At 72.3% G+C, this 16,326-nt stretch carries 19 protein-coding genes; 13 read left to right on the top strand and 6 right to left on the bottom strand.

Features of this window, described 5'->3' with window-relative positions; all coding sequences use genetic code 11:
• Positions 1-13 precede the first annotated feature (13 nt).
• Genes ABZX61_RS19085 through ABZX61_RS19065 form a run of 5 tightly spaced genes read left to right on the top strand, consistent with a single transcriptional unit; the run spans position 14 to position 4,638 of the window.
• Positions 14-1,084 carry an ABC transporter permease gene (locus ABZX61_RS19085; RefSeq protein WP_355196101.1) on the top strand — a complete coding sequence of 357 codons (1,071 nt, stop codon included), beginning with the start codon at positions 14-16 and terminating at the stop codon, positions 1,082-1,084.
• Positions 1,081-1,959 (top strand): ABC transporter permease, encoded by an 879-nt coding sequence (locus tag ABZX61_RS19080; RefSeq protein ID WP_355196099.1) that lies wholly within the window; start codon positions 1,081-1,083, stop codon positions 1,957-1,959. Before ABZX61_RS19085 ends, ABZX61_RS19080 begins: the two co-directional genes overlap by 4 nt.
• A complete protein-coding gene (locus ABZX61_RS19075; RefSeq protein WP_355196097.1) occupies positions 1,956-2,732 on the top strand; it encodes an ABC transporter ATP-binding protein in 777 nt (258 codons plus the stop codon). The genes ABZX61_RS19080 and ABZX61_RS19075 overlap by 4 nt, the downstream gene beginning before the upstream one ends.
• Complete coding sequence (locus ABZX61_RS19070; protein ID WP_350727948.1) at positions 2,729-3,637, top strand: ABC transporter ATP-binding protein; 909 nt, start codon at positions 2,729-2,731, stop codon at positions 3,635-3,637. The genes ABZX61_RS19075 and ABZX61_RS19070 overlap by 4 nt, the downstream gene beginning before the upstream one ends.
• Positions 3,634-4,638, top strand: coding sequence for a Xaa-Pro peptidase family protein (locus ABZX61_RS19065; RefSeq protein WP_355196095.1), 1,005 nt, complete (start codon positions 3,634-3,636; stop codon positions 4,636-4,638). Before ABZX61_RS19070 ends, ABZX61_RS19065 begins: the two co-directional genes overlap by 4 nt.
• Here the strand turns inward: ABZX61_RS19065 and ABZX61_RS19060 are convergent.
• Positions 4,635-5,705: a hypothetical protein gene (locus ABZX61_RS19060; RefSeq protein ID WP_355196093.1), complete on the bottom strand. Its 1,071-nt coding sequence runs from the start codon at positions 5,703-5,705 to the stop codon at positions 4,635-4,637. The genes ABZX61_RS19065 and ABZX61_RS19060 overlap by 4 nt on opposite strands.
• A gap of 60 nt (positions 5,706-5,765) precedes the next feature.
• Between ABZX61_RS19060 and ABZX61_RS19055 the strand changes: the two genes are divergently transcribed.
• The 4 genes from ABZX61_RS19055 to ABZX61_RS19040 all read left to right on the top strand — a co-directional run bounded on the left by ABZX61_RS19055 (position 5,766) and on the right by ABZX61_RS19040 (position 8,971).
• On the top strand, positions 5,766-6,272 hold the full coding sequence (locus tag ABZX61_RS19055) for an acyclic terpene utilization AtuA family protein (protein ID WP_350727945.1): 507 nt from the start codon (positions 5,766-5,768) through the stop codon (positions 6,270-6,272).
• A 107-nt stretch (positions 6,273-6,379) separates the two neighbouring features.
• On the top strand, positions 6,380-7,153 hold the full coding sequence (locus tag ABZX61_RS19050; RefSeq protein WP_355196091.1) for a GNAT family N-acetyltransferase: 774 nt from the start codon (positions 6,380-6,382) through the stop codon (positions 7,151-7,153).
• The gene (menC, locus tag ABZX61_RS19045; RefSeq protein ID WP_355196089.1) at positions 7,150-8,250 is read left to right on the top strand and encodes an o-succinylbenzoate synthase; all 1,101 of its coding nucleotides are present in this window, start codon (positions 7,150-7,152) and stop codon (positions 8,248-8,250) included. Before ABZX61_RS19050 ends, menC begins: the two co-directional genes overlap by 4 nt.
• 127 nt (positions 8,251-8,377) lie before the next feature.
• Complete coding sequence (locus ABZX61_RS19040) at positions 8,378-8,971, top strand: hypothetical protein (protein ID WP_355196087.1); 594 nt, start codon at positions 8,378-8,380, stop codon at positions 8,969-8,971.
• A 130-nt stretch (positions 8,972-9,101) separates the two neighbouring features.
• On the opposite strand, the gene ABZX61_RS19035 is transcribed toward ABZX61_RS19040, so the two are convergent.
• Both ABZX61_RS19035 and ABZX61_RS19030 read right to left on the bottom strand, forming a co-directional pair.
• Complete coding sequence (locus ABZX61_RS19035; RefSeq protein ID WP_355196085.1) at positions 9,102-9,491, bottom strand: VOC family protein; 390 nt, start codon at positions 9,489-9,491, stop codon at positions 9,102-9,104.
• Positions 9,492-9,546: 55 nt separating this feature from the next.
• Positions 9,547-9,750, bottom strand: coding sequence for a hypothetical protein (locus ABZX61_RS19030; protein ID WP_355196084.1), 204 nt, complete (start codon positions 9,748-9,750; stop codon positions 9,547-9,549).
• Between the two features lie 118 nt (positions 9,751-9,868).
• Here ABZX61_RS19030 and ABZX61_RS19025 point away from each other — a divergent pair, with 118 nt between their 5' ends.
• Positions 9,869-10,543 carry a TetR/AcrR family transcriptional regulator gene (locus ABZX61_RS19025; RefSeq protein ID WP_355196082.1) on the top strand — a complete coding sequence of 225 codons (675 nt, stop codon included), beginning with the start codon at positions 9,869-9,871 and terminating at the stop codon, positions 10,541-10,543.
• Positions 10,544-10,565: 22 nt separating this feature from the next.
• Here the strand turns inward: ABZX61_RS19025 and ABZX61_RS19020 are convergent, their stop codons facing one another.
• Both ABZX61_RS19020 and ABZX61_RS19015 read right to left on the bottom strand, forming a co-directional pair.
• A complete protein-coding gene (locus ABZX61_RS19020) occupies positions 10,566-11,471 on the bottom strand; it encodes an alpha/beta fold hydrolase (protein ID WP_355196080.1) in 906 nt (301 codons plus the stop codon).
• Positions 11,472-11,558: 87 nt separating this feature from the next.
• On the bottom strand, positions 11,559-12,389 hold the full coding sequence (locus tag ABZX61_RS19015) for an NAD(P)H-binding protein (protein ID WP_355196078.1): 831 nt from the start codon (positions 12,387-12,389) through the stop codon (positions 11,559-11,561).
• Positions 12,390-12,463: 74 nt separating this feature from the next.
• On the opposite strand from ABZX61_RS19015, the gene ABZX61_RS19010 reads away from it, so the two are divergent.
• From ABZX61_RS19010 to ABZX61_RS19000, 3 genes are all read left to right on the top strand, one after another.
• Entirely contained in the window at positions 12,464-13,396 is a 933-nt protein-coding gene (locus tag ABZX61_RS19010; protein ID WP_355196076.1) for an AraC family transcriptional regulator, read from the top strand.
• 772 nt (positions 13,397-14,168) lie between these two features.
• On the top strand, positions 14,169-15,380 hold the full coding sequence (locus ABZX61_RS19005) for a cytochrome P450 (protein ID WP_355196074.1): 1,212 nt from the start codon (positions 14,169-14,171) through the stop codon (positions 15,378-15,380).
• A gap of 223 nt (positions 15,381-15,603) precedes the next feature.
• A complete protein-coding gene (locus ABZX61_RS19000) occupies positions 15,604-15,945 on the top strand; it encodes a VOC family protein (RefSeq protein WP_355196072.1) in 342 nt (113 codons plus the stop codon).
• Here ABZX61_RS19000 and ABZX61_RS18995 read toward each other — a convergent pair.
• Positions 15,894-16,271: a hypothetical protein gene (locus tag ABZX61_RS18995; protein WP_355196070.1), complete on the bottom strand. Its 378-nt coding sequence runs from the start codon at positions 16,269-16,271 to the stop codon at positions 15,894-15,896. The two genes, ABZX61_RS19000 and ABZX61_RS18995, sit on opposite strands and share 52 nt — an antisense overlap.
• Positions 16,272-16,326: the final 55 nt, after the last annotated feature.

Here is a 16,326-nt window from a genome sequence, read left to right as displayed (position 1 = left end):
GGGAGCCTCGCAGGTGTCCGACATCCCGGGCGAACCCCGCCGGAGCCGAGCGAGACGGGCCCATCCGCTCGTCCGCTTCCTGATCCGGCGCATCCTGCTCGCGGTCCTGATGGCCTGGGGCATCACGCTCGTCACGTTCGTCCTGACGAACCTGGTGCCCGGCGACCCCGTGGCCGCGAACCTCGGCCAGCGGGCGCTGGGCGATCCGGCGATCGTGGCCCAGTGGCGGGCCGAGCACGGCCTGGACAAGCCGCTCTGGGAGCAGTACGTGCTGCACCTCCAGGGCGTGCTCCACGGCGACCTGGGCAGCAGCCAGCAGAGTCACCGGCCGGTCAGCCAGGACCTGGCCGAGTTCGTCCCGGCGACGCTGGAGCTGGCCGGGGCGGCGATCCTGGTGTCGCTGGTGCTGGGCGTGGCGTTCGGCGTGATCGCCGCGCTGCGCCGGGACCGGCTGTCGGACCACGCGCTGCGCGTGCTGAGCCTCATCGGCATCTCGGTCCCGACGTTCTGGCTGGCGCTGGTGGCGTTCTACGTGTTCTTCTACCGGCTGCAGCTCACCCCGGGCAGCGGCCGGGTGGACGCGGCGCTCAACGGCGCGGTCCCGGCCGTGACCGGGCTGCAGACCGTGGACGCGCTGGTGGCGGGCCGGTGGGACGTGTTCTCCTCCGCGGTCGGGCACCTCGTGACGCCCGCGCTGGTGCTGGCGCTCTACACGATCGGCCTGCTCACCCGCTTCACGCGCTCGGCGGTGCTGGAGGTGCTGGGGCAGGACTACGTGCGCGCCGCCAGGGCCAAGGGCCTGCCCGGCCGGGTGATCCTCTTCCGGTACGTGCTGCGTTCGGCCCTGGTGCCCATCATCACCGTGGCGGGCCTGGCGTTCGGCAGCCTGCTGTCCGGCACCGTGCTGGTCGAGGCGATCTTCGCCTGGCCCGGCGTCGGGCAGTACGCGTACAAGAGCGCCACCACCCTCGACCTGCCCGCCGTCATGGGCGTCGGCCTGGTCGTCGGCGTCGTCTACCTGGTCATCAACCTGATCGTGGACGTCCTGTACGGCGTCATCGATCCCCGAGTGAGGCTGCAATGAGACGGCGGGACCCTCTGGCCCGCAGGGGCCTGCTTGCCCGGCTGCCCGAGGCGTGGCGGCAGCCGCTGGCCGTGGTCGGCGCCGTGCTGGCGGTGGCCTGGCTGGTCATCGCGCTGGCCGCCCCCATGCTGGCGCCGCACGACCCCCTCGCCCAGGACCTGCCGCGGCTCGCGCCGCCGGGGCCCGGGCACTGGTTCGGCACCGACCAGCTCGGCCGCGACATCCTGAGCCGCGTCATGTACGGGGCCCGGGTGTCGATCCCGCTGACGTTGCTGCTGGTCGTGCTGTCGGTGCTGATCGGCGGGCTGCTCGGCGCCTGCGCCGGGTACTTCGGCCGGTGGGTCGACGAGACGATCATGCGGCTGGCGGACCTGGTGTTCGCGTTCCCGACCGTGATCCTGGCCATGGTGGTGGCCGCCGCGCTGGGCGCCAGCCTGACGAACGCGGTGCTGGCCGTGCTGGTCGTGGCCTGGCCCGCGTACGCCCGCGTCACCCGGGGGCTGGTGCTGGGGGTGCGCGAGCGGGAGTTCGTGCTGAGCGGGCGGCTGCTGGGCTTCTCGGTGTGGCGGTCGCTGCGCGTGGACGTGCTGCCGAACGTGACCGGCCCCATCCTCGTGCTCGCCACGCTGGACATCGGCACCGCGCTGCTGCTGCTGTCCGGGCTGTCGTTCCTGGGCCTCGGGGCCAAGCCGCCGTCCCCCGAGTGGGGGGCGATGGTGGCCTCGGGCGTGGAGGTGTTCGACAGCTGGTGGGTGGCGACGTTCCCGGGGCTGGCGATCCTTACGGTGGTGCTGGCGTTCAACTTCCTCGGCGACACCCTGCGGGACGCGCTCGACCCCCGTACGGCCCGCGCGATCAAGGAGCGTGCGCTGTGACGACGTTGGACATCACCGACCTGAAGATGTCGATCGGCGGCAAGGAGATCCTGCGCGGCGTCGATCTCGCGCTGGAGCCCGGCCGGGTACACGGGCTGGCCGGGGAGAGCGGCTCGGGCAAGACGATGACGGGCCTGGCCGTGCTCGGGCTGCTGCCGCACGGCGCCCGCGTGACGGGCGCGATCCGGCTCGGCGAGCGCGACCTGCTCACCCTGCCGCCCAAGGAGCTGAACCGGGTGCGCGGCGGCGAGGTCGCCATGGTGTTCCAGGATCCGGCGACCAGCCTGCACCCCATGCTGACCATCGGCAAGCAGCTCACCGAGCACATGCGCCACCACCTGAGGCTGGACAAGCGTGAGGCGCGGGCCCGGGCGGTGGAGCTGCTGGGCAAGGTACGCATCCCGGGCGCCGAGGAGGCGTACGGGCGCTATCCGCACCAGTTCTCCGGCGGGATGCGCCAGCGCATCGCCATCGCCATCGCGCTGGCCTGCTCCCCCAAGGTGCTGATCGCCGACGAGCCGACCACCGCGCTCGACGTGACCGTGCAGGCCGGCGTGCTGCGGCTGCTGCGCGGGCTCTGCGACGAGCTGGGGCTGGCGGTGCTGCTGGTCACCCACGACCTCGGGGTGATGTCCGCGGTGGCGGACGAGGTGAGCGTGATGAAGGACGGCCTCGTCGTGGAGTCGGGGCCGCGCGGGCGGGTGCTGCGGGAGCCCGAGCACGCCTACACGCGTTCCCTGCTGGAGTCCCTACCCGACGCGGAGGCGCAATGACTCTGTTGGCCATCGACGACCTGGTCGTCGAGCACCGCTCCCCCGGGCGTCCCGCCGTGCGGGCCGTGGCGGGGGCCAGCCTGGCGGTCAACCCCGGCGAGGTCGTCGGGCTGGTCGGCGAGTCCGGGTGCGGCAAGTCGACGCTGGCCCGCGCCGTCTGCGGGCTGAACCCGATCACCGCGGGCTCGATCGCGTTCGACGGGCAGCCGGTCACGCCGCTCGGCCTGCGGCGCAGGAAGCTGACCGGGATCCAGATGGTCTTCCAGGACCCGTACGCCTCCCTCAACCCCCGGCGGCGGGTCGGCGACCAGATCGCCGACGGTCTGCGCACCTCGCAGGACACCGCCACCTCCCCCGCCGACCTGCTGGAACGCGTCGGCCTGCCGCGGGACTTCGCCGGCCGGCACCCGCACGAGTTCTCCGGCGGGCAGCGGCAGCGCATCGCCATCGCCAGGGCGCTCGCGGCCCGGCCGCGGCTGCTGATCGGCGACGAGCCCATCTCTGCGCTGGACGCCTCGGCGCAGTCGCAGGTGGCCAGGCTGATGCGGGACCTGGCGGTGGACTCGGGCGCGGGGCTGCTGTTCATCAGCCACGACCTGTCCGTTGTGCGGCTGATCGCCGACCGGATCGCCGTCATGTACCTCGGCAAGATCGTCGAGGTGGGCGACACGGCCGAGGTGTGGGCGGACCCGAAGCACCCGTACACGAAGGCGCTGCTCCAGGCCATCCCCAAACCGGACGGGATGGGGGTGCTGCCCGCCGAGCTGGCCGGTGACGTGCCGGACCCGGCGAACCCGCCGGGAGGGTGCCGGTTCAACCCGCGGTGCCCGTCCGTGATGGACGTGTGCCGCGTGAAGGAACCGGAGTTCGGGCCGGTCGCCTGCTGGCTGCACGAGCCGAAGTGACCCCCGTCCGCGGGCCGCGGGCCGCCGCGGCGCGGCTGGCGGCGGTGCGGGCGGCCATGGACGAGGCCGGGGTGGAGGCCCTCGTGCTGCGGCCCTCGCCGGACGCCCGCTTCCTCGGGAGCCTTCTTGGGGACCGTCAGGGCGCGTACCTGGTGGTCACGCAGGACGTGGTGGCCGAGACCGGCGATCCGGCCGGGGTGGTGCCCGCGGGGGCGCGCCGGGTCGGGGTGGATCCGGAGATGCGGGTGCGGGAGCTGTTCGGGCTGGCGATCGAGGCCGAGCTCGTGCCCGCCTCCTCGGTGCTGTGGCCGCTGCGGCTGCGCAAGGAGCCGTACGAGGTCGAGGCCGTCGGGCGCGCGGTGGCGGCGGCGGAAGGGGTGCTGGGGCAGGCGCTGGAGCTGGCCTGGTTCGGGGCGACCGAGCGGGCGATGGCCTACCGGCTGCGGGTGCTGCTGGCCGAGTCGGGGTGCGAGGAGCTGCTGTCACTGCGGGTGGCGGCCGGGGAGCACACGGCCCTCCCCGCGCACGTGCCCGGGGAGCGCGTGATCAACCCCGGGGACGCGCTGGCCGTGGCGGTGTGCGGGCGGTGGGGCGGCTACTGCGCCGAGGTGTCCAGGGTGTTCGCCGTGGCGGAGCCGCCGGACGACTTCGAGGCGATGTACTCGGTGGTGCTGGCCGCCCACCGGGCCGGGCTCGCGGCCGTGCGGCCCGGCGTGCCGGTGGACGAGGTGGCCAGAGCCGTGGGCGAGGTGATCGACGGCAGCGGGTACGGGCGCTTCGCGGCGGCCCACGTGGGCCGGGGCGTCGGGCTGGGGCACGACGAGGGGCCGTGGCCGGGCGAGGACGCCGTGTTCGAGCCGGGGATGGTGTTCTGCCTGGAGCCCGCCATCTACGTGCCCGAACTGTTCGGGGCCCGGGTCGCGGACGTGGTGGTGTGCGCGGAAGACGGGCCGGTGCCGCTGGGCGCGTACCCGCACACCCTGCACGTCCTCGACCGCTAAGGCAGCCTGACGGCCTCGGCCAGCCTGCGGGCCTCGTCGGCCCATCCCGCCAGGAACATCAGCGCCTCGCCCCGCTCCCTGAACCGGCGGGCCGCGTCCACGGGCGTGGCGCCGCCGTAGTCGAGCTGCGCCTCCCCTGCCCGGGCCAGCATCAGCGGGGTCAGGAAGTCGTACTTGACCGCCGACGCGCACACCGCCAGCCGCACCAGCCGCTCGTCACCGCGCCAGCCGGAATCCCGCAGCCCCCGCACGTACGCCCCGTGGACGGCCGCGTCGAGCGCGGGCAGCAGAGCGGCCGGCAGGAACAGGTCGAACACGCTGTCCGGGATGTGGTTGCCGACGTCCTCGCCCAGCGCGCCGTCGCCCGCGAACGCCCAGTCCACCAGCACGCTCTCCCCGTCGCGGTCGATCACGTTGCTCGGCCACACGTCGAGGTGGCACAGCACCCTCGGCAGTGACTCCAGGACGGTCAGGAACTCCTCCCGGTCCCGGTGCAGCCGCACCAGCTCCCCGCGCAGCCCGGGCGGGAAGTTCTCGGCGACCAGGGGGTGCCGCCAGGCCGCGTCGTCCTCCAGCAGCTCGTACGGGACCGGTTTCGAACCCAGGTAGTCGCGCAGGAACGACCGGCTCGACCACGGCCGCTCCACCCGGCCCGCCGCCCCCTGGGCCAGGCCGAGCTGGCGCCCGAAGAGCGTGTGGCGCCCGAGGTCCCAGGTGGTGCCGGGCCGCCCGGCCACGTCCTCGGTCCACAGCGCGAGGTCGCCGTCGTCGCGTTCGACCAGCTCCAGCAGCTTCGGCGCGGCCACCCCCGAGCCCGCCCACAGCCCCGGCAGGCCGTCGGCGTAGACGTCGGCCTCCCTGCGCCAGTAGTTCCAGTGGCGCGGATCGCCGGAGTGCTCCCACCCCGCGCCGCCTTCCTTGCGGCGGGTCAGCACCTTGAGCACCGCCGACCTCGACCCCCTGCGCACCCGCCAGATGCCGCCGGTCACCGCGTTCAGCGGGTTGTGCGTGAGCGGCTCGACGACGACGTCGGCGCCGCCGAGCACCCGCACGATCTCATCTTCCACTCGCGTCACCCTATCTCGTGACGGTGTGTGATGATCCACGGTCAAGGGTAGTCCAGAATCATGCTGCGCATCGGCACGTGGAGATCTGCCGGGTCGCTCGACATGGTGATCTGCGGCTGGCACGACGGCGGCCCCGGACCCCTCGAAACGGGCATCAAGCTCATCTACGGAGCAGGCGGTCCGATGCCCGGCTTTCCCGGGCTGCGCGTGGGCACCCTCGTGGCGACGTGCGCGGAGGAGATCGCCGAGGCCCTGCTCCAGGGGATCGACGTGGTGGCCACCGCGCCGGACTGCTGCCCCGCGGCGCCCGTCGTGGCGGCGGGCATGTGGCACTACGGCTGGACCGGGAGCGATCCGGGCGCGCTGGCCGGGGCGACCGCCGCGGGCCTCGTCATGGCCGCGCAGCCGGGGCCGTGCGCGGTGGAGATCCGCCGCGACGGCCGCAGCTCGCTCGCCGGTGACGTGCGGGCGGAGACCGTACGCGCCTGCCTGGCCGGGGCCGTCCCCCTGGAGTCGGTACGCCTCAGCCAGGAGGCCCCCAGCAGGCTCCTCATCACACCCTGTTAGCCGCTTCCACCAAAGCCCGGCCCCGGCTTGGTGAACCCGGACGAATCGCGGCGGCCCCGCCATCGAATACCGTCGCCTGGGAAACGTCCGAGACGAGGAGCGGCAGGTTGGTCGAGGTCAGGGAGCTCCATGAGATGGCGGAGTTCGAGCAGGTGGATGCGTTGTTCGACGACATCTGGCACTTCGGGACCGGCGCCCCGCCCATCACGATCGAGCTGATGCGGGCCCTGGCGCACGCGGGCGGCTACGTGGCGGGCGCCTTCGAGGGCGGCCGCCTGGTGGGCGGCTCGGTCGGGTTCCTGGCCAGCGGGAACGCCCTGCACTCCCATGTCACGGGGGCGGCGGCCGGGCGCGGCATCGGGTTCGCGCTCAAGCTGCACCAGCGCAGGTGGGCCCTGGAGCGCGGGCTGGAGCGGATCACCTGGACGTACGATCCGCTCATGCGCCGCAACGCCCACTTCAACCTGGCCAAGCTGGGCGCCCGGCCCCGCGAGTACCTGCCCTGCTTCTACGGGGTCATGGACGACGCGATCAACCAGGGCGACGAGTCCGACCGGCTCCTGACCGTCTGGCCGCTGTCCGACCCGCGCGTGGAGGCTGTGGCGCGGCCGGATGCTTCGGCGCGACCGTCGGACGGCCCGCCGCCGGGCGCCGTGGTCGCGCTCGCCGACGTGGGCGGGCGGCCGGTGGCCGGTCCGGTGGACGCCGGCACGGTGCTGGTGGCCGTGCCCGCGGACATCGCGGGATTGCGCGGCGCCGACCCGGGAACGGCCAAGGCGTGGCGGCACGCCGTACGCGACGTGCTGGGCGGCCTGATGGCCGAGGGCCGCGCGGTCACGGGGTTCTCCGGGAAGTCCTACTACGTAGTGGAGAAGAAGTGAAGATCACTGGAGTTGAGCTGCGGCGGATCGCCATGCCGCTGGTCGCGCCGTTCCGCACGTCGTTCGGCACGGAGACGGCCCGCGACGTCCTGCTGGTCAGGGTGGTGACGCCGGACGCCGAGGGGTGGGGCGAGTGCGTGGCCATGGACGAGCCGCTCTACTCCTCCGAGTACACCGACGGCGCGGCCGAGGTGATCCGGCGCTTCCTGCTGCCCGCGCTGCCGAAGACGCTGGACGTGCACGACGTCGGCCGCGCGCTGGAGCCCATCAAGGGCCACCGGATGGCGAAGGCCGCGCTGGAGACGGCGGTGCTGGACGCACAGCTCAGGACGGCGGGCGAGTCGTTCGCCCGCTTCCTCGGCGCCTCCCGCACGCGGGTGCCGTGCGGGGTGTCGGTCGGCATCATGGACTCGATCCCGCAGCTGCTCGACGCCGTGGGCGGTTACCTCGACGAGGGGTACGTCCGCATCAAGCTCAAGATCGAGCCCGGCTGGGACCTGGAGCCGGTCCGGGCCGTGCGCGAGCGGTTCGGCGACGACGTGCTCCTCCAGGTCGACGCGAACGCCGCCTACTCGCTGAGCGACGCCCGCCGCCTGGCCCGGCTCGACGCGTTCGACCTGCTGCTGATCGAGCAGCCGCTGGCCAACGACGACCTCGTGCAGCACGCCAGGCTGGCCAAGCAGCTCAAGACGCCGATCTGCCTGGACGAGTCGATCGAGTCGGCCGAGCACGCGGCCGCCGCCATCGCGCTCGGCTCGTGCTCGATCATCAACATCAAGCCCGGCCGGATCGGCGGCTACCTGGAGGCGCGGCGCATCCACGACCTGTGCCGGGCGAACGGCATCGCGGTGTGGTGCGGCGGCATGCTGGAGACCGGCCTCGGCCGGGCGGCGAACGTGGCCCTGGCCGCCCTGCCGGGCTTCACGCTGCCCGGCGACACCTCGGGCTCGCGGCGCTACTACTCCACCGACATCACCCAGCCGTTCGAGCTGTCCGACGGCCACCTGGAGGTGCCCGCGGGGCCGGGCCTGGGCGTGGACCCGATCCCGGAGGTGCTCGACGCGGTGACCACGAGCACGGAGTGGATCACGCTCTGACCCCGGGCAGCACGGCCTGGCAGGTGGTTAATACGAGTCCCCCACGTGGGGGATGTTCACGGACGCTGCGGCGGCGAGCATCGGAACGCGCCACGCGAACACCACCTGCCTGACCGGAGGCCCCCGCATGACCACCACCCTCGGCGGAACACCACGGACCGGACGGCTTCCTGCCATCCTGGCCAAGCTGCACGGCCGGACGGCGGTGGGCGTGCCCCGCTGGGCCGTGTGGGCCGCCTACGCCACCACCTTGACCCCGCTGCCCTCCGGCATCTGGCGGATCGCGGCCTTCATCTTCGGGGCGCCGCTGCTGGAGTTCGGCGGGGCGCCCCCGCCCGGCCACGGGCCGGTGCTGATCGACGGCGAGTGGTGGTACATCGTCACGCTCAGCGTGGTCAGCGAGGCGACGGCGTTCCTCACCGTCGGGCTGGTCGCCCGGTGGGGTGAGGTGTGGCCGCGCTGGGTCCCCGGGCTGGGTGGCCGCCGGGTGCCGGTCCTGGCGGCCGTCGTCCCCGCCGGCCTGGGTGCGACGGTGCTGCTGGTCTTCCCGTACGCGCTGGTCATGTTCGCCTTCGGCCGGATGATCAACGGGAGCCCCGAGGGTTTGATCGTGCACGGCTGGCAGGCGGTCGCCTTCTGGGTCACGTACACGCCGCTGGCCGCCTGGGGCCCGCTGCTCGCCATCCTGACCGTGCACTACTTCCGGCGACGATCATCCTAGGTGCGTGGCTGGTCGCTCGCGGACTCCTGGGCGGCTCCGGTCGAGCCCGTGCAGCGCGATCTCGTAGCCACCCCGCGCGACGAGGCCCGGGCCGGTCGAGCAGGAGGCGCGCCGCCTGGCGACGGCGTCCTCAGGCGTTGTCGGGCGTGGCCCATTCGACGAACTGGATGATCACGCCGTTGGGGTCGGTGACCTGGAACAGCCGTTCGCCCCAGGGCTCTTCGCGCAGCGGCATCGTGATCTCGACTCCGGCGTCACGCAGCTGCTTCTCCTGGTCCTGCAGGCCGGTGTCGAGCGTGAACGCCAGGATCAGGCCCGCCGCGTGCTGATCGCGCTGCTCAGGCGGCAGGACCTGGATGCCACGGGCGAGCAGGACGATGTCCACCGCATCGGTACGGGTGAGGGAGACGAAGCCCTCGGCGGCGGCCTGAACGGAGTAGCCCAGGTGAGTGGTGAAGAACGCCTGGGAGGCGGCGATGTCGTCGATCGTGAGCGAGACGGTGGACGCGATGATCTGCAAGAAGGTCTCCCTGTCGGGTCGGAGCCGGGACGGAGGCGTGAGGTGCCGACGCGGGTCAGTAGCCGCGACGGCGGGGGATGTTGCGGGCGACACGGGGCTCGCATCGCCCGCGGACGGCACGGTCGGAGGGCAGGTGGCGGAGGTCGTCGCCGCGCTTGAGGGGCTGCTCCGGCCGGTGGTGGCCCAGTTGCCCGGTCCGCACATCGGTGCGGTCGATCGCGGGGACGGCCTGCTCGGCGGCGGGGTCGAGGTGGCGCATGGGCACTCTCCTTCGTTCCGGTCGGCGTTCCATGGTCGCAAACTTACGACGGGCGTAAATTTAGCCCAGACATCTCAGGGGTGTCAACATAAAAATGCTACGGGGGTAATATTTCCCCATGGCTACCCAGACTCCGGCCCAGACCGCCGGCGACCCCACACCGCTCGAGTCGCCCATCGGCCTGCGGGAGGCCAAGAAGCAGGAGACCCGGCAGCTCATCTCCGACCACGCCACCCGGCTGTTCATCGCCCAAGGCTTCGAACAGACCACCATCGCGGAGATCGCCGCCGCCGCCCGCGTCGCCAAGAAGACCGTCACCAACTACTTCGCCCGCAAGGAAGACCTGGCCCTGGACCACCAGGAGGAGTTCACCGCCGCCCTGGCCGAGGCCGTCGCCACCCGGCAGCCCGGGCAATCCGCCCTGACCGCGCTGCGCCGCGCCTTGCAGGACGCCATCGCCGCCCAGGACCCGGTCGCCGGCTTCTCCGGCGCGGCCTTCGCCCGCATGATCGCCGACAGCCCCACCCTGACCATCTGCCTGCGAGGCCTGCACGACCAGCGCGAACACCGCCTCACCCAAGCCCTCGCCGAGGCCACCGGCACCACTCCCGACGACATCACCGTCCGGACCGCCGCAGGGCTCCTGGGCACCGTTCACCGCATCCTGTTCCAACGCATCCAGGACCTCACCCTGGCCGGACGCTCCAACGACGAGATCGCCCGCACCCTCGACGCGGAAGCCACCCAGGCGTTCGATCTGCTGGAGCCCGCTCTGGCCGACTTCGCCACCTGAACCCGCCGACGCCGGGTGAACGTCAGGGCCGCCCACCGGTGTGGGTGGTGATCGTCGCCGCGAGGGACGGCACGACCGCGTGGGGCAGCGCGTGGCCGAGACCGGGCACTGTGACGAGAGTGGCGCCGGGGATGGCGCGCGCCAGCCGGGCGGCGTGCGGCGGCGGGGCGACGGGATCCTCCGGCGCGTCGATCACCAGAGTGGGCACCGAGACGTTCGCGAACTCGGCCCCGCGCTCCATGCCCGACTGGTCGGCCAGGGCATGGGCGGCGGAGTTACGCCAGGTGCCGCCGTGGGCGGCGATCCGGCGTTCGAGATCGGCGAACTCCTCGGCGTCGAAGGGCAGGACGCCGCCGTTGAGGACCCTCCAGTGCTCGACGCGCCACCGCAGCTCCGCCTCCGGGTCGCGCTCTTGTCCGAGCTCCTCCCACAGAGCGAGCAGCCGGGGGTCGGGCCCGGGCAGGTCGTCGTCGGAGATGCCGGGGTCGGGGGCCGCCCCGCCGATCAGCGCGGAGCCGAAGATCGTGGCGCTCATCAGCCGGTCCGCATGGTCGAGGAGGAGCAACTGGACCAGCGTGCCGCCCATCGACATCCCGACCACGTGAGCACGTGCGATCCGCAGCGCGTCGAGGACCGCGATCGGGTCGTCGGCCAGCGCCCGGATCGGGTAGGGACGCTCGTGGAAGGCATGGGTGGAGCGTCCGGTGTCACGGTGGTCGTAGCGGACGACGAAGTGGTCGCGGGACAACAGCTCGACCAACGCGTCGGGCCAGGTCAGCCCGCTCGCGTTGGCTCCCATCACCAGCAGCAGGGCAGGACGCTCCGGATCGCCGGTCGTCTCCACCCAGAGCCGATAACCGTCCGCGACCTCGACGAAGGCCTCAGCGTGGCGAAGTCCGCCGGTCCTCGGGCCGGTCGCTCGGGCCATGACTCACTCCTCATGGGTGGGGTTCGAAGCGACAGTATCAAGAGACGAAACGTATCGTCTCATATTGGCCAGGCGCCCGGCCTCGGCTCAGTTGCCCCAGGTTCCCGCGGCGGCGGCCGTCTTGACGTAGTCGGCGAAAGAGCGCGGGTCGCGGCCGAGCGCTCGCCGTACGCCGTCGCCGACGCGCTCACCGGCGCCGTCGCGGATCCGGCCCAGGAGCTCGGCCGCCAGGCCGGCCGCCTCCGCGGGCACTCCCTGAGCCGTCAGCGCGGCCGTGAACCGGGAGGTCTCCAGCGCCGTGTAGCGGACGGGCCGCCCGGTGGCCCCGGAGATCATCTCGATCGCGGTGCGGAACGACACCGGTTCGGGGCCGGACAGCTCGTAGATCTCGCCCGCGTGGCCGTCCTGGACGAGCGCGGCGGTCGCGACGTCGGCGATGTCCTCGGCATCGACGAACGCCTCCCGGCCCTCCCCGGCCGGCAGCGCCAGCTCCCCGGAAAGGATCGGCTCCAGGAACAGGTCCTCGCCGAAGTTCTGCGCGAACCAGGCCGCGCGCAGGATCGTCCACTCCAGGCCCGTCGCGCGCAGGGCCAGCTCGACCGGCTCCTGGTACGGGTCCGCCGCGCCGCCTACGCCGCGTGCCGACAGCAGCACCACCCGGCGGACGCCGGCCCGGGCGACGGCCGCGAGGAACTCTTCCACGGTGGCGGCCGGCACGGCTTCGCTCATCGGGACGAGGTAGACCGCCCCCGCTCCGTCCAGGGCCGGCCCCCAGGTGTCACGGTCGGCGAAGTCGAATCTGGTGCCGCCGGAGCGGGAGGCCGCGCGGAAGGGATGGCCGAGGCGGTCGAGCCGGGCGGCGACGCGGCGGCCGGTCTTACCCCGGGCGCCAAGTACGAGAACAGGTGAATCGGACATGAGGCCAGTACATCGGGTGCCGAGCGAGACACTCCATGGCCATCTATCTCGCACACATGTGAGATCGTCTCATCATGGACCTCTTGGAGGACTATCTCGCGGGTGTACGGGCGGACGGCGCGATCTTCTGCCAGTCGGTCGCCGAGCCGCCATGGGCGGTGCGGTTCAACGATCCCGCCCCGCTGGCGCTGGGCGCGATGCTGCGGGGCGAGTCCTGGATCGTGCGCGACGGCGCGGCTCCCGTCCGGGTCGGGGAGCGCGGCGTCGTCCTGGTCCGCGGCCTGCGGCCGTTCACCGTGGCCGACCGCCCGGGGACGGAGCCCCAGGTGGTGGTCGACGACGCGGAGACGTGCTGGACGACGGCCGACGGCCCCGCGCCCAACCTCGTGCTGGGGCCGCGCACGTACGGGTTCAGCGCCGAAGGCTCCGACCTGTTCGTCACCGCCGAGTATCCGCTGCGTGGCGACGTGTCCGAGCGCCTGCTCAAGGCCCTGCCCGAGGTGGCCGTCATCCCGCCGGAGCCCGAGTTCACGCCGCTGCTGGACCTGCTGGCGGTCGAGATCGGCCGGGAGGAGCCGGGCCAGCAGGTCGTGCTCGACCGGCTCCTGGACCTGCTGCTGGTACGGGCCCTGCGGTCGTGGTTCGCACGGCCCGACGTCGAGGCCCCGCCCGGCTACCGGGCCCTCGCCGACCCGCGGATCGGGCGGGCGCTGCGCCTGATGCACGAACGCCCGGCCCACCCGTGGACGGTCGCGGGCCTGGGCGCGGAGGTGGGGATGTCGCGGGCGGTGTTCGCGCGGCACTTCGCCGAGCTGGTCGGGCAGCCGCCCCTGCTCTATCTCACGGAGTGGCGGATGACCATCGCCGCCGACCTCCTTCGCACGCCCGGCGCGACCGTCGCCGCCGTGGCCAGGAGGGTCGGGTACGCCGACGGCTTCGCCTTCAGCAACGCCTTCAAACGGGTCCGCGGCATGCCGCCCAGCGACCTGGCCCGTTCCCCGAGATAACCGCCCACGGCAGGGCGTCGCCGTCGGCCAGGAACGCCGCCAGGGCCACCGCCACCAGCGACAACGAGATCCACGACAGCGCGCCCCTGCTCGCCGACGGCACCGCGGTCCGCTTCGGACAGGCAGCCCAGCGAGATGACGGCACCGCAGCCCCCTTCAGACAGGCAGCCCAGCGGGATGACGACCACCGTGCCGTCCTCGACGGTCCAGGTCGCGCAGGCCCGGCCGTGGACCAGGACCACGCGGGCGCCGGCGACCGACAGGCCGCACCAGGCGCGCAGGTCGGCCGAGGCCGCCGTCTCGGCGTACCGGGAAGCCGTCGTCTCCCTCGCGCCGCGGCTCGATCAGCCAGGCGGTGTCGGCCGCCTCGTCCCGTACGAGCTGCCCCTCATCGGCGGGTTCGGCCACCACACGGGAGGCAAGCCGGGCGAGCCGCAGCAGCGACGGACGGGCGGGCGGATCGCCGGATCGCCGGATCGCCGGATCGCCGGATCGCCGGGGAGCGTGAACATGCGCCACGCCACCCATTCCGGACCCACCGCCCTCCACTCCGATGATCCCGGGAAACACCTGGGACCGGATGAGCGAGCTGAGGACCCTCATCCGCTCGGGCGACCGGAGCTCCGCCACGGCCTTCCGAGCAGACCTTCACGTTCCGCAATGGCGGAAGCGGCAGAGGTTGAGGGCTCCACAGTGACAACGTTCACGACTTGGCCCGGTCGAACCCAACACGGAAAGTGAGGGGGACATTCATCCCACAGTGGGGAAATCCATGGCTACTCCTCTCCAGATCCCCGTGCCGTCGGAACGGACGTCCGCGACCCTCCGCCGTTACCTCGACCAGAGCGGGCCGATCTTACGCATCGAACTGCCGGGCCAGGTGCCCGCCTGGCTCGTGACCTCGTACGAACTGGTCAACGAGGTCCTGACGAACGACGACACGCTGTTCAGCAAGAACCCGGCGAACTTCACCGCACTGAACGACGGCACCATCCCGGCCGACTGGCCGCTGCGCCAGCTCATCGAGGGAGAGCACCTGCTGACCCAGGACGGCGCGGACCACCGGAGACTGCGGGGACTCATCAACCGGGCCTTCACCCCCGCCCGCGTACAGGGACTGGCCCCGCGCATCCAGCGGATCACCGACGAACTGCTGGACCGGATGGCCGGCCAGAGCGGCGCGGTGGACCTCGTGCGCTTGTTCACCGAGCCGCTGCCGGTCATGGTGATCTGCGAGCTGTTCGGGGTGCCGCAGGGTGAGCAGCAGCAGATCCGCGACTGGAGCCACACTCTGCTGCAGCACACCACCTCGCCGGAGGAGATGCTCGCCGCCAACGCCGGGTTGCTCGGGTATCTGGCCGCCTTCATCGAGCGCAAGCGCGACGACTCGGGCGACGACCTCACCACGGGGCTGATACGTGCGCAGGAGGACGACGGCGACCGCCTGTCCGACAGCGAGATGATGTGGATCCTGTGGCTGGTGCTCATCGCCGGTCACGAGACCACGGTTCACCTGCTGGCCAACACGGTCGTCGCGCTGTGCTCGGACCCGGAGCAGCTGGTCTTCGCGCGTGCGAAGAACGCCTGGGAGCAGGTGGTGGAGGAGGCGCTGCGCAGCAGGAACTCGGTGATCAGCGTCATGTTCCGGTATCCGCTGCGGGAGGTGCGGCTCGGCGGGGTGACCGTCGGGGCGGGCCAGCCCATCATGGTCGGCATCTCCAGCACCGGGACGGACAGGGCCAGATTCGGCGGGGAGGCGCCGCGGTTCGACGCGGTACGGGAGCCGGACGCGCACCTCGGATTCGGCCGCGGTCCGCACTTCTGCCTGGGGGCGCCACTGGCCAGGCTCGAGGCACGTATCGCGCTGGCGTCGTTGTTCGGCCGGTTCCCCGATCTCCGGTTGGCGGTCGAGCCCGGCGAGATCCCGTACACCTCGTCACTCATCACCGAGGGGCCCACGACACTGCCCGTGCTCCTCCGCTAGATGGAGGCACGCCGGCCTCACCGCACTCTCCAGGGCCCGATCCGCCTCTTCGCGGGAGATGCCCGGCATGGCACCATCGACGTGGAATGGGGGTCCCTGCCCTCGCACCGCGGCCGGGGAACCGGGCGGCTTTGCGTCAGATCATCGCGAGGCGGACGACGATGAGTTTCCGGCGCTGCCGAAGTCAGTACCGGCGACCCATCGACGACGTAGGGATGACCACATGACGCTCGATCTGTTCGCAGGCGTACCCGTCACCGACTATGCCGCGGCGCTGCCGTGGTACGAGCAGTTCTTCGGTGGGCCGCCGTCGTTCCTGCCGAACGACATCGAGGCGGTGTGGGAGGTGGCCGAACACCGGTACGTCTACATCGTGCAAGATCCACAACGGGCGGGGAACGCGCTGGTGCTGTCGTTCGTCGACGACCTCGACGGACGGGTCGCCGAGATCGCCCGGCGAGGCATCGAGCCCGCGAAGCGCGAGAGGTACGACGGTGGCGCGACCAAGGTGACCTACCGGGACACGGACGGCAATGAGATCAGCTTCGGCGGCGGCCCGAGCTGACGCCACCCTCTGAGGACATCGATGGCGGTCGCGCGGGTGCGAGCGACCCACGCGGCACCGGCACTGGTCCCGGTAATGCCCGAGGCTCCCGTGTAGACGAACGCGGTCCCGTTGCGCCCCGCCGCGTCGATCGCGTCCTGCTTGACCGAGACCCCCTGGATCGTGGACAGCGCCCGGAACAGTGTGGCCCGCACGTCGGCGACCAGCGGCTGCTCACCCAGCAACTGGAAGAGCGTCTGGAAGATCCACTCCTGCGTCGTCGCATGGACGTCGTCGAACTCCGAGACAGGAGCGGCGTCGACGCTCACCCGGATCCTGGCGATCATGGCGCGGTATTCGAACCTGACGCGCCCCTTGCGCGGTGCGACTGACCGCGCAAGG

Source organism: Nonomuraea sp. NPDC003709 (assembly GCF_040610775.1).
In the GTDB taxonomy this organism is placed as follows: Bacteria; Actinomycetota; Actinomycetes; order Streptosporangiales; family Streptosporangiaceae; genus Nonomuraea; species Nonomuraea angiospora_A.
This window is presented reverse-complemented; position numbering and strand designations above follow the sequence as displayed.